This is a genomic window from Erysipelatoclostridium sp. DFI.2.3 (genome assembly GCF_019132535.1).
GTDB classification, from domain to species: Bacteria; Bacillota_I; Bacilli_A; order Erysipelotrichales; family Erysipelotrichaceae; genus Clostridium_AQ; species Clostridium_AQ innocuum.
Map to the genome: position 1 here is coordinate 62778 of NZ_JAHOOJ010000008.1, position 12628 is coordinate 75405.

The 12628-nt window shown below is 47.5% G+C and carries 14 protein-coding genes; 12 read left to right on the top strand and 2 right to left on the bottom strand.

The annotated features are described in order from the left end of the window. The first annotated feature begins 1 nt into the window (after nucleotide 1). The 9 genes from KSZ58_RS09665 to KSZ58_RS09705 all read left to right on the top strand — a co-directional run bounded on the left by KSZ58_RS09665 (nucleotide 2) and on the right by KSZ58_RS09705 (nucleotide 8108). Entirely contained in the window at nucleotides 2-982 is a 981-nt protein-coding gene (locus KSZ58_RS09665; RefSeq protein WP_008817295.1) for an iron ABC transporter permease, read from the top strand. Continuing rightward, entirely contained in the window at nucleotides 982-1989 is a 1008-nt protein-coding gene (locus KSZ58_RS09670) for an iron ABC transporter permease (protein ID WP_008817294.1), read from the top strand. The genes KSZ58_RS09665 and KSZ58_RS09670 overlap by 1 nt, the downstream gene beginning before the upstream one ends. Nucleotides 1990-1993: 4 nt before the next feature. Further along, nucleotides 1994-2794, top strand: coding sequence for an ABC transporter ATP-binding protein (locus tag KSZ58_RS09675; RefSeq protein WP_008817293.1), 801 nt, complete (start codon nucleotides 1994-1996; stop codon nucleotides 2792-2794). 246 nt (nucleotides 2795-3040) lie between these two features. Further along, nucleotides 3041-3565, top strand: a complete 525-nt coding sequence (locus KSZ58_RS09680) for a hypothetical protein (protein WP_002608971.1) — start codon at nucleotides 3041-3043, stop codon at nucleotides 3563-3565. Between the two features lie 23 nt (nucleotides 3566-3588). Further along, nucleotides 3589-5241: an oligosaccharide flippase family protein gene (locus KSZ58_RS09685; RefSeq protein ID WP_217752691.1), complete on the top strand. Its 1653-nt coding sequence runs from the start codon at nucleotides 3589-3591 to the stop codon at nucleotides 5239-5241. A gap of 4 nt (nucleotides 5242-5245) precedes the next feature. Further along, nucleotides 5246-5947, top strand: a complete 702-nt coding sequence (locus tag KSZ58_RS09690; protein ID WP_008817291.1) for a pseudouridine synthase — start codon at nucleotides 5246-5248, stop codon at nucleotides 5945-5947. Beyond that, the gene (locus KSZ58_RS09695) at nucleotides 5944-6405 is read left to right on the top strand and encodes a dihydrofolate reductase (protein WP_002608974.1); all 462 of its coding nucleotides are present in this window, start codon (nucleotides 5944-5946) and stop codon (nucleotides 6403-6405) included. Before KSZ58_RS09690 ends, KSZ58_RS09695 begins: the two co-directional genes overlap by 4 nt. 20 nt (nucleotides 6406-6425) lie before the next feature. After that, complete coding sequence (locus KSZ58_RS09700; protein ID WP_009269154.1) at nucleotides 6426-7727, top strand: pyrimidine-nucleoside phosphorylase; 1302 nt, start codon at nucleotides 6426-6428, stop codon at nucleotides 7725-7727. A gap of 135 nt (nucleotides 7728-7862) precedes the next feature. Further along, nucleotides 7863-8108, top strand: a complete 246-nt coding sequence (locus tag KSZ58_RS09705; RefSeq protein WP_224727204.1) for a hypothetical protein — start codon at nucleotides 7863-7865, stop codon at nucleotides 8106-8108. 802 nt (nucleotides 8109-8910) lie between these two features. Here the strand turns inward: KSZ58_RS09705 and KSZ58_RS09710 are convergent. Next, nucleotides 8911-9243 carry a cupin domain-containing protein gene (locus KSZ58_RS09710; protein WP_008817286.1) on the bottom strand — a complete coding sequence of 111 codons (333 nt, stop codon included), beginning with the start codon at nucleotides 9241-9243 and terminating at the stop codon, nucleotides 8911-8913. After that, nucleotides 9233-9832: a TetR/AcrR family transcriptional regulator C-terminal domain-containing protein gene (locus KSZ58_RS09715; protein WP_008817285.1), complete on the bottom strand. Its 600-nt coding sequence runs from the start codon at nucleotides 9830-9832 to the stop codon at nucleotides 9233-9235. Before KSZ58_RS09715 ends, KSZ58_RS09710 begins: the two co-directional genes overlap by 11 nt. A gap of 110 nt (nucleotides 9833-9942) precedes the next feature. Here KSZ58_RS09715 and KSZ58_RS09720 point away from each other — a divergent pair, with 110 nt between their 5' ends. The 3 genes from KSZ58_RS09720 (at nucleotide 9943) to KSZ58_RS09730 (ending at nucleotide 12617) form a co-directional block, all read left to right on the top strand. Continuing rightward, a complete protein-coding gene (locus tag KSZ58_RS09720; protein WP_008817284.1) occupies nucleotides 9943-11106 on the top strand; it encodes an MFS transporter in 1164 nt (387 codons plus the stop codon). Nucleotides 11107-11344: 238 nt separating this feature from the next. Beyond that, nucleotides 11345-11866 (top strand): hypothetical protein, encoded by a 522-nt coding sequence (locus KSZ58_RS09725; protein WP_002608981.1) that lies wholly within the window; start codon nucleotides 11345-11347, stop codon nucleotides 11864-11866. Then, nucleotides 11844-12617, top strand: coding sequence for an HAD-IIA family hydrolase (locus tag KSZ58_RS09730; protein ID WP_008817283.1), 774 nt, complete (start codon nucleotides 11844-11846; stop codon nucleotides 12615-12617). The genes KSZ58_RS09725 and KSZ58_RS09730 overlap by 23 nt, the downstream gene beginning before the upstream one ends. The last annotated feature ends 11 nt before the right edge of the window (nucleotides 12618-12628 follow it).

Below are 12628 nucleotides of genomic sequence, written 5' to 3' on the forward strand. Positions count from 1 at the left end.
GATGCGCAAGAGGATTCTGATAGCGACGGCAAGCGGCATTCTGCTATTGCTTCTTGGCATTGCCTTATCGGTTCTGGCGGGAGCGAAGGATATTCCATTCGATGATGTCCTGCATGCTCTGTTCGATTATCAGGAAACGCTTCATGATCAGCTGATTCGCGATGTGCGTCTGCCGCGTGCGCTGAGCGCCTTACTGACGGGAGGACTGCTCGCAGCCAGCGGTGTAATGATGCAGGGAATTTTGCGTAATCCGATCGCAGAGCCATCCATTCTCGGTATCACGCAGGGCTCGGTTATGTTTGTGGCAATCGCCCCCATGCTTCCTTTGCTTACTGCGGCTGGTAATTTCTGGACAGCACTTGCAGGTGCCGGCTTCAGTGGTCTTCTGGTGTTTCTGTTTGCTGTTAAATATGCCGGACATCCGGATGTATCGCGTATCCTTCTGGCGGGCAGTGCTTTGAGCATTTTCTTTCTATCTGCGGCTTCCCTGAGTGCACTTATACAAAATCGCTCGCAGGAGCTGGCCTTCTGGATTGCCGGAGGCTTTCGGCAGGCCGACTGGGGTGCCGTCATCGGTTTGGGAATTGTCACGCTTGTCTGTATGGGCAGCTTTCTGCTGCTGAGCGGTAAGGTCAATCTTCTTTCCCTCGGTGATGAAGCTGCCATTTCCCTTGGCATTGATGCTGCCGGATTAAAAAAGAAGGTCATTCTGGTGATGATTCCGCTTTGTGCAATGTGCGTGGCAGTTGCCGGCAATATCGGCTTTGTCGGACTGTTTGTTCCGCATATTCTGCGCAGCATGCTCTCGCGGGACATTCGTCATACACTCCCTCTCAGCTTTTTGTTTGGAGGTGTGCTTATGGTGTTTTCCGATATTGCTGCCAGAACACTGAGTGCGCCCTATGAGCTACCGGTCGGCTTGTTTACTGCCCTGCTGGGAATACCGGTGTTTTTGCTGCTGGTGAGAAAGGAGTGCGGCTGATGCGTAAACGATTTTGGATCGTTGGCTTTTGTTTGTTCGTACTGCTTGCTGCCGCTGCACTTTCCATCATGGTCGGCAGCTTTGCAATCAGCCCTTCCGACGTATTGCGGACGCTGCTGGGCGGGGGAAGCAGCACCCATGCATTTGCAGTCTTTCAGATACGGCTTCCGCGTATCGTACTTGCGATTCTTGTTGGAAGTGCGCTCGGTGTATCCGGCGCCATACTGCAGGGGATTACGAAAAATCCGCTTGCAGAGCCCGGTATGATCGGTATCAATGCGGGCAGTGCACTGTTTGTGGTCTTGTGGATTTCGTATGGAGCGAACGCATACTACAGCTCCCTTTCCAATGTAAAGGTGCTGTTCATGCCGCTGCTTGCCATAGCCGGAGCATTTTGCACTACGGCCTTTCTATATGCGTATTCATGGCGCAAGGGAATCCGCCCGATTCGCTTTTTACTCACCGGTGTCGGTGTCAATGCAGGAATTACCGCAGTGATCAGCTTTTATCAGCTGCAAATGAGCAGGGGAGATTATAATCAGGTGCTGATGTGGACCAACGGCTCCTTGTGGGGAAGCAGCTGGCGTTATATTCTTGTCAGTGCACCGCTCATTCTGTTCCTTGCGGGGCTGGTATGGACACACAGCAGAACGCTGGACATTCTTTCGCTTGGTGATGAAGGGGCAACAGCACTAGGCGTATCTACCCGTCGGACACGGATACTGTTTCTGGCAGCAGGTGCGGCGCTTGCGGCTCTGGCAACGGCTGTGGCAGGAAATATTGCGTTTCTGGGACTGCTGGGTCCCCAGATTGCACTGCGTATCACCGGTATGCGGCATCGCCTGCTGCTTCCGCTTGCAGCACTGATCAGCTCCATACTGCTGGTTGTTGCGGATATGCTGGCCAGAAATCTGTTTTCACCGCTGGAGATTCCGGCAGGAATTCTGGTCTCCATGATCGGCATTCCCTATTTTATTTATCTGATGATGAAACTCGACAGGAGGTAGCACAATGCTAGAAGTACACAATCTGTATGCCGGATATGATGGGTACAATATCCTGCAGGATGTCAGCCTGCAGATACCGGAGGGGAAAATCACGATGATGATCGGTCCAAACGGCTGTGGGAAATCAACGCTTTTAAAGACGATGGCCGGTATCATCACGCCGCAGAAGGGAGAGGTTTTGCTGAATGGTGTTTCCCTGAAGGGAATGAAGCGCAGACAGGTGGCGAAGCGACTTGCCCTGCTTCCGCAGTCTCCGCTGGTTCCGGAAGGTCTGCGTGTACGAGAGCTGGTGCAGTACGGCCGCTTTCCCTATCAGAAGGCGATGCGTTCGCTGAATCGACAGGATCTTGAGATTGTCGCGTGGGCTATGAAAAAGACCGGAGTTCTTGTGCATGCGGATGCCTATGTCAATGAATTATCCGGCGGGCAGCGGCAGCGTGTGTGGATTGCCATGGCCCTGGCACAGAAAACCGGTATTCTGCTGCTGGATGAGCCGACAACCTATCTGGACATCGCCCATCAGCTGGAAATACTGGAACTGCTAAGAGACTTAAACAGGGAGGAGCAGACGACGATCATACTGGTTATCCACGATCTGAATCAGGCCGCAAAATTTGCGGATCATGTGATTGGCATGAAGCAGGGAAGGGCACTATACTGCGGGAAGGCACAGGAGGTTATCCGGGAACAGCAGCTGCTGCAGCTGTATGATATTCATGCGAAAATCGTGCAGGACGAGGAACATGGCTACCCGATTTGCATGGATTATGCACTGCATAAACATACTGATATACCTGAGCATTGAGGCTGTGCAACTTGCTGGTGATACAGACTTATCATAGCGTAGAAATCTGTCTGCGCTTTGGCGGGTCTTTTTTTATTTCCGACCCGATGCCTGTAAGCAGCTGTACACGGATGCAGCATTTTTTGCTTTTCATCCTTTGCCGTTTGTACGCAATTGTTATCCTAAATGTACAAATAAAGTACCGCATGATTATAAAATGTGGCTTAAATAATGCCTTTATGGTATAATATCTCGAGAGGTGATTCCATGCGAAAATTTCCCCTTTGGTGTCTGCTCTGCTTCCTGCTGCTCACCGGCTGCGGCGATGCGCATAAAGAAGAGCAGGAGAGCATAAAAAATTATGAGAGCTATGTAGACGCTGTATTGAACAACAAGGGCAGTGAATCCAAAATCATACCCTTTGATTATAAGCTTTCTGTATTTAAGCAGAAGGACAACAGCTATCAGTATGAGATTATTATTTCCAATCCACGCGTGGCGATGTACAATATTCAGGCGATTGCTGTAGATCCGGCCTTGGACAGCAACAGCAATGTCTATCCGTGTCTGGGATTGCTGGGAGATGACGCAAAAACCTCCTTCAACATGATTCCATATCAGGCAAACGGTGCGCGTAACTTTGTCAGTAAAATCTTTCTGGACGGTATATCCGAGCATGATCAGTTTACATTGCAGGTTATGGTAACCTGGAAGGATTCCAAGCTGGTTAATACGAGCCGTGTATTCTTCACATGTAATTATGCACAGAAGGATAACGAGGCGAATGGTTAACGGAACTAGAAAGGATACGTTATATGAGTAAGAATATGGATGTTTCCAAACGGAAGCAGTCGATTATAGCAGGAGGGCTGATCAGCTCTGCCGGCATCTTTTTTGCAAAATTCATTGGATTGTTCTATGCAGTCCCTTATAATTCCATGCTGGGAACAGCGGACAATCTGGCCTATTACGGAGTAGCCTTCAATATATATTCCTATCTGCTGAATATCTGTACAGCAGGCTTTCCGTTTGCGATTGCGACATTGATCGCAAAATATTCCACTAGAGGGGACTATCAAACCTCACTGCTGATCAAAAAGCTGTCCGCATCCCTGATGACCTGCTTCGGCTTCGGGATGATGATTATCGTAATTCTGTTTTCCTCTCCGCTGGCTGCACTTGTTATGCCGGATGAGGGAGACAGCGTTAAAACGATGCAGATGGTACTGATACTGATTTCCTTTGCCCTGTTTTTCGTTCCGCTGCTTTCCAGTATCCGCGGCTTCTATCAGGGACTCAAGCACATGGAAATTTATGCACTGTCACAGGTTCTGGAGCAGGTTGCCCGTGTGGCATTTCTGCTGAGCGCCAGTGCGATTGCGGTATATGCATTGCATACGGATCAGGTATGGGCGCTGTATTTCGGTGTGATTTCCACCAGTATATCGGCAATTCTGGCGATCATGCATCTGAAGCTGTATGATAAAAAGCAGATGCGCGAGCTGAAGAGGCTAGCCAAAACACAGGAAGTTGCCGGAAACAATGATCGAAGAGAAATTCTTAAGGAGCTTGTTTTCATTGCGTTTCCTTATTTGATTGTAGCGATACTGGGCTACAGCGACACGATTGTCAACACGCTGTTTTTGAGTAAGGGGCTTGAAGCGCACGGCAATACGGATGCGGAAATCTTACTCATCAGCGGCTCTATCAATTACGGTGTTTTAAAGCTGATGTCCATTCCGATGATTCTGGCACCGGGGTTCTCCTCCGCCATCATACCGCATATCACTACGGCACTTACCAATCATGACCTGAAGCTGGTACGCAAAAATATCCGGGACTGTGTGGATATCGTCCTGTATATCGGCCTGCCGATTTCCTTCTGTCTGTTTGTTTACGCAAAGCCGCTGTATGCCATCTTGTTTCCACCGGCAGATCCGAAGAATCTGGAGCTGCTTGCCGATATTTTGAGCTGGTTCTCCATTGAGGCGTTTTTAAATACCATCGGACCGATTTTCACGGCACTGTTAATGGCAGTAGGCTTGCGCAGGCTGAATATCCGCAACCTTGCCATCATGATGGTGGTGAAATTTTCGGTGGCCTATCCACTGTTAAAATATTTCGGCTATCAGGGAGTCGTCATGTCAAGTATTCTTGCAATGGGGATTTTTATCATTCTGGATATCTATGCATTGACATCACACTATAAGATTCGCTGGAAATATACGCTGCATAAGCTTCTGGTTATCCTTTTGGCGATGGCAGCCCTGTTTGCAGTCGCAAGAGGCTGCGATTTGATTGGCTTGAAGGGCTATGGCTCCGGGCGGATGCTGAGTCTTTTACAGCTTGCTGTCAACGGAAGTCTTGCAATGCTGGTATACTTTGGCATCACGTATTTCTTTTCCATACCGCAGACCATTCTGCATCTTGACCTGTCCCGCTTACTGAAGCGCGGAAGAAGGAGATAGGCATATGCGACTGGATAAATATCTGGCCCATGCAGGTTTGGGTACCCGCAAGGAGGTCAAGCTGGCTATTCGCAAGGGAAGAGTGAGTGTCAATGGTGAGGTATGCCGAAAGGATGACAGGAAAATCCAGGAGGGTGTGGATGTCGTTTGTTTGGATAAAGAGGAAATCTATTATGAGGCTGTTGTCTATATCATGCTGAACAAGCCGCAGGATGTTGTCAGTGCCACCAGTGATCCCACATATGAAACCGTGCTGGACTGCATCGATGCCTTTTTGCCAAAGGATTGTTTTCCGGTCGGACGACTGGACATGGATACGGAGGGCCTGCTGCTGATCACAAATGACGGAAAGCTGGCGCATCGTCTGCTCTCTCCCAAGCATCATGTTGAAAAAACCTATCTGGTGGATCTGGCGCAGCCGCTGCAGGAAGGTGATCAAAAGAAGCTGGAAAACGGCAGTATCGTACTGGATGAGGAACCTGTTCTTCCGGCTCGTGTGGAAATTCTGGAGGACACGCAAATCCTTCTGCATATTCAGGAGGGAAGATTTCATCAGGTGAAGCGTATGCTGCATGCAATCGGTAATGAGGTTGTCCATCTCAAGCGGATTGCCATGGGACCGCTGCGGCTGGATGAAGCACTTGCGAGTGGGGAATGGCGGTATCTGAGCGAAGAGGAAATCACTGCCCTGAAGAATGTGGCATGATCAGTATTGTCGTTGCAATGGACGCCAATCAGCTGATCGGCGCAAATCATAAAATGCCATGGCATTGCCCTGCAGATTTAGCTCATTTCCGTCAGCTGACACTGCATCATCATTTGCTGATGGGGAGAGTGACCTATGAGCATCTGCCGAAACGACTGGATCATAGAATTCTGCATGTCGCAGGTCATAAGCCGCTGTCCGATAGCGATGTGCTCCCCTGCAGTGATGTGCAAGCACTTTGCAGGGAATGGAAGAAGAAAGAGGAAGTGCTCTATGTATGCGGCGGTGCACAGATTTACGCTGCAGCAATCGCATATGCAGATGAGCTGTGGATTACCCGAATCGAGCAGTCGTATACAGGGGATACCTGGTTTCCGGCGTTTTGCATTGGGGATTTCCGATTGCTTTCAAATGAACAAAAAGAAGGATGCAGCATCATGCATTATCGTAGAAGATAAGCAGGAAGGAAGGGAACTTTATGCGTTTTGTCGATCTAATAGAAAAAAAGAAACAGAAGCAGCCACTGACAAAGGAAGAGCTTCATTTTTTCATTACCGGTTATGTCCGGGGAGATATTCCGGATTATCAGGTCAGTGCGCTGCTAATGGCGATTTACTTTAATGGTATGAATGCACAGGAAACAGCCTGGCTGACAGAGGAAATGCTGTACAGTGGAGATGTGATTGATCTATCGGCGATTTCCGGAAGAAAATGTGATAAGCATTCCACCGGAGGTGTCGGTGATAAAACAAGTCTTTCCCTTGCGCCAATGGTAGCTGCCTGCGGTGCCAAGGTCGCGAAAATGAGCGGTCGAGGACTGGGACATACCGGCGGAACGCTGGATAAGGTGGAGTCTGTTAACGGCTTTCAGGTTATGCGGACACAGGAACAGTTTATTTCACAGGTGAATGATATCGGTCTGGCACTGATCGGACAAACCGCAACACTGGTGCCGGCAGATAAAAAGCTGTATGCTTTGCGCGATGTGACGGCCACCGTCAACTCGATTCCTCTGATTGCATCCAGCATCATGTCAAAGAAGCTGGCAGCCGGCTCTGATACGATTCTTCTGGATGTGAAATTCGGAGAGGGCGCCTTCATGGAAACAAGCGAAAAGGCAAAGGAGCTGGCAGAAGCGATGATTGCCATCGGAAGCCATTTCGGCAAGGATGTCAAGGCACTGATCAGCAACATGAATCAGCCGTTGGGCAATGCCATCGGAAATGCACTCGAGGTAAAAGAGGCAATTGCAACGCTACAGGGAAAAGGGCCTGAGGATTTTACACAGCTGTGTCTAGAGGCCGGAAGCATCATGCTCATGCAGACAGGAATAGCCAGAGATGAAGAGAACGCAAGAAAGCAGCTGCTGGAAGTCATTCAGAATGGAAAGGCACTGGAAAAGCTGGTTGCCATGGTTGCGGCACAGGAGGGTGATGTAGAGCAGGTTCTGCATCCAGAGCTGCTGCCACAGGCAAAAGAGATTTTGGAAGTAACATCGCGGGAAGAGGGCTATGTGAAGGAGCTGCATGCTTTGGAGCTGGGGACGCTGGCGATGAAGCTTGGTGCAGGACGTATGGTTAAGGAGGATCCGGTTGATCCGGCTGTCGGAATCGTGTTAAACAAAAAGGATGGAGACTATGTAAACAAGGGGGATATTCTTGCCTATGTACACATCAATCATCCATTACCGCAGCACTGGCTGGAGGACTTCTATCAGACCTATGTCTTCACACAGGTGAAGGTGGAAAAGCAGAAGCTGATCCATGATATCATTCGATAAATGCGTACTGCAAAAGCATTTCTAAGCACTGGCGGAATACTCACTGTCCTCAGTGTTCTCCTTTTTATATCAAATTCTGCGAATGGAATCCAAGCCATGATCCGCTGTCTTACATTGGCTTTTGGGATAATGCTTATGACAAGAGGTGTTCTTTTGCTTCTGCATGTCAAGCAAAGAAGTGCGCTCTGGCTATATGGCGTTGGTGTGCTGTTTATGAGCTGTTATACACTGCTGGCGCTGGACACCTATGTCTTTCATGTCATGCAATGGTTTCCCGGCATTATCCGTTATCCGTTATTTTCACTCTATGGTATCAGCTATCTGCTGTTTGCTCTGCCAGGCATCTTTCTGCATGTCGGCAGTTCCGGTAACGATGTGTGAGTGACATTGTATGAGAGTGTTTCACAAAAAGGGGAAAGGACTTTTCATACAATGTAGGTAAGTGGATGTTCATTTTCCTGATACTCATGATAGTCCATTGTAAATTACGAAAACGTTATTTTTTGAAAATTGTGTCGTGTCACACCTTCACGAAATGTATATAGCTGGTTTATAAATATAAGAAAGCCTCCAGATTACGGGAGGCTTTCTTGCATGTTTTCAAAGCGGCCTTAAACAGTACGCATTCAAAAAATCTAACGATTGCTCATAAATCAGGAATATGCTCTTCAGGTATCAGAGTACCTTTTTTATCATAGAACTTAATGGATTTAGCCTCATCATACGCTACACTCATTGCGTATGATTTTATAATATATTTATTAGCTGCTGTAGATGATACATAAGAAACAGAATCACGATTATAGATATTTTAAACATAACATGATTTTAACATCTATTTCCTGCATAGGCATTGCTCCTGTGAATAATGAAAAGACTTAATCAGCACATATTTATCTGACCATGTTATATCGAAAAGCAAGACCAGCTTATAGCTCTTTATGAAAAATCATAATCGTAACTTCATCAGGATGAGGCTCTATGAAATTCCCATGGGGAATTATAATTTTCATACATTGATGTTCAAATAAATAAAGTATGAAGGAACTTCCTGTAATATATCGTTATTTAGATTCTATTTCAACGATTGATTTATCAAAGGAGGAAGCCCCCTTTATTAGATGGATTTTCGCTCTTATACTAAAAGGAGAGCTTAAGATTAAAAAAGAAGGCTGTCTGCCTTCTATACCTTGATGATCAATGCCATAAACACCAGTGGTTCGTCTCCGATGTTTTCAATGCCGTGAAAGCCCTGATCCGGAGTAAAGGTGACATCTCCCGGCTGCAGTTCACGCTTGATTCCATTATCATCGTAAAGTGCTCTACCCTGCAGAATATAGTAGGACTCGCCATCGCCGATATGCTGATGTACACCCAGCGATGCATTTACATCAATCGTCACCTTCGCATACATCTTCACGCCGCTTCCCATTTCCTCGCTTTGCAGCAGGCGTTCAATATGCATCGTACCCTTGCCGCCACAGCGGTTTTCATAATGCTCTACTTCACTCTTCATGCTCTTCCTCCTCATTTGTTATTTTCGTATAGGCCTCCCGATAACGGGAATAGGCCAGCTTTTCACTGTCCTGTGCCAGCGATTTCAGATTGGCACTGACGCGCTCTGCACTTTCTCTCATGTCGCTTTTCACCCAGCTGATAATCACGCCGGTTATCCCAAAGCTGTAAAACTGGGAATAAAAATTCATTTCCACCTCATTGATCTGATGATGCTGGTCAAGGCTTACGATTGCCATATGGAAAATGGACTTCGTTAAATCAAAAAGGAATTGTTCAAAGCAAGTCTCATCACTGCGGATCGTATTGATATAAAAGTCCTTCTCGCTGCGCATGTGATTCAAGAGGGCGGAAATATATTTCGGCCAGTTTTCAAAGCTGAGATTTTCATCAAACACCTGCTGTGCATCATCCGTATAGATCCATTTCAGCAGCTCGTATTTATCACGGAAATGATAATAGAAGGTCTGCCGGTTGTAGCCGCTTTGCTGCGTGATATCCGCAATCGTGATTTTGTCAAAGCTCTTGCGGCAGGTCAGCTGTTTTAATGCTGCTGCCAGTATTCTTTTGGTATCGAGATGTTCCTGCATATACACACCACCGTTTCAACAGTTCTATTATACAATATGCGAAAAGAAAAGGGAAAAGATTTTTAGATGCCTGCAGCTGTGTCCATACTATATCTGAGGATGTGATTACTATGAAAAAGCAAATGCGATGGCTGCTTTATGCCATGAACTTTCTTGCCTTTTTTGCCATATCGATGGTCAATACCCAGATGATTCCGTTTTTAAGCAAGCTGGGCTATACGGTGGTACAGCGCGGTTATATTCTGGCCGCAAATGCGGTTGTGGCAATCGCCGGCCAGTTTCTGTTTGGTTACCTGTGCGACCGTTTTCAAAGGGTTAAGGTCTTTTTCTTTGCGGCCTATGTGCTGCTGACGGCGAGCAGCTTTGCCATGTTTCTGGTAGAACGCCAGACCTTCTGGTATCATGTATTCACCGTGGCTCTGATGGGTGGTATGGTAAAGGTCATTATGGGACTGGATGAAACCTGGATGCTGGAAATCGATCAGGAAAACTACGGGCGGCTGCGGGCAAGCGGGGCACTGGGGCTTACAATCGGTTCTCCGATTGCTGGCTACCTCGTCCGCCATTTTCATTATAAAAGTCTGCTGATTTCACTTGGTATCGTAAGCGTTATCCTGTGCTGGCTCATTTACAAGGCAAAGGATGCTGAGAAAAAGGAAGGGGAGCGGATTCGCATGGAAAGCGTGCGGCAGCTCCTGAAGAATAAAGGCTATTTATTGCTGGTGCTGATTTATCTGCTCGTCTATATGATCGGTACGGCAGATCAGTATGTGGTTATCGACAAAATGCTGGATATCGGCGCAGACACCACAGCGGTCGGCATTAAGTGGGCGCTGCAATCCTTTATGGAGGTGCCGCTCTTTCTGTTTTCCTCGAAAATACTGGAACGCTTTCAGACTAAGACACTCTTATACTTTGGAACATTTATGTATGGTGTGAAATTCCTGCTTTACGGCTTTTCCTTTCAGCCGTGGATGATTATTCTGACGGCAGCACTGCAGCTGGTAACGCTGCCCATCATCATGCTGACAAGCAAGGTGCTGGTAAAGGAAATCACTCCCCAGAAGCTGTTCAGCAGTGCGCAGATGTTTGCCATGGCCGTATTTATCGGCGTTAGTGGATTGATAACACCGCTGATTACCTCCTATCTGTCCAAAGCCTTCGGATATGACTGGACCCTGTATATCGTAGCTGCTTTCTCCATCGTGCCGCTGCTGCTGATTTTCTGCTATGTTCATTACTTTCAAAAGAAAACAGTGAAGAGAAGTTCCTGATTTACATTTGCAGAGGACGGTAAGCAGATTGCTTTACAGAGAATTTACAGATATTTCGATATTGTGTGCTGTTTGACAATAACAATTTTGCACACACCGTTCGCTCATGTCTTGAAAAATGAGAGGAAATCCCCTATAATAAAGGTGACATCCAAAGACTGTGTAACCCTACGATAGTGGGTTGAGATAAAAAGCTCTTGTGCGATCAAGAGCTTTTTCATGAAAGGACGTGAAGACAATGGAATTTACGATGCGTAAGGACATTGACGAATACAGCATTGAGGAGCAGGGGCGTTGTGTATTCCGTGCCTCCTATGAAAAGGAAGGCGGATTGCTCAGTATATATCTGAAGAATATGTATGGCGATGATATTATGGGCTTTTACCAGCTTCGCAAATGGTATTCGCGGTTTCGCCCGTGTATGGATTTCACCGTATACGAGGGGGATGAACAAATCGGAGAATTGAAAAAGAGTCGGGATGGCTATGAGCTGATTTACCACGATGTATATTATCGCTTCTATTGCGGGATGCATGCAGGAAGACGTGTGGTGATCTGCTTTGACCGCGCACAACAGATTGCGGAATTTGTGCTGGATGATATCAGCACGCTGCGCTTTAAGAGTACGACACAGCAGGCGCTTCTGTCTTTGCTTTGTGTACTTATGAAAGCCTTTCTCGATCAGGAGCAGTTCTCCCAGGAGGCTTTTCTTCACCACTATATAGGAGTATATAACGATGCATCCGCTACTGCGGCATAAAACGCTGTTTCTGGACCTTGATGGAACGATGTATCGCGGGGATGAGGTCATTCCCGGTGCACCCTTGTTCATAGAAGCCTTACATACACTGCAGATTCCATACTATTTCCTGACCAACAACGCCATGCGTACGCATGCACAGAACCGGGAGAAGATGGAAGCGATGGGCTTTCAAGGATTGCGGGATGCACAATATTTTACGAGTGCGATGGCAGCTGCCGCCTATGTCCGTCATGAAACAAAGCTGCAGCGCGTCTTCTATATCGGAGAAGATGGGATGCGGGAGGCGCTGCTGGAGCAGGGCTTTACGCTGTGTGAGGAACATGTGGAGGCGGTATTTGCCGGTCTGGATTCCAATGTGACCTATGAAAAGCTGTGCCGTGCCTTTTATCATTTACAGAAGGGAGCAGTGCTGATTGGCACCAATCCGGATCGACGCTTGCCGCATGGAGACTATTTTCGCATCGGAAACGGTGCTATGGTGCATATGCTGGAATATTGCAGTGAGCAAACGGCATGGATGATCGGAAAGCCGCATGAGCCGATGCTGAAGGAAGCGTTGCGCTATGCCGGAATTGCTAAAGAGGATGCTGTTGTGATTGGAGATAATCTGGAAACCGATGTCGCCTTCGGACTGCGGCATGGGTGCACGAGCGTCTTTGTGACAAGCGGTGTGCATTCCCGTCTGGATTGTGAACAGCGCTGTCTTCACCCGGATCTGATCATCGATAATCTGCTGGAGCTGGTATAAAACAGAAGCCT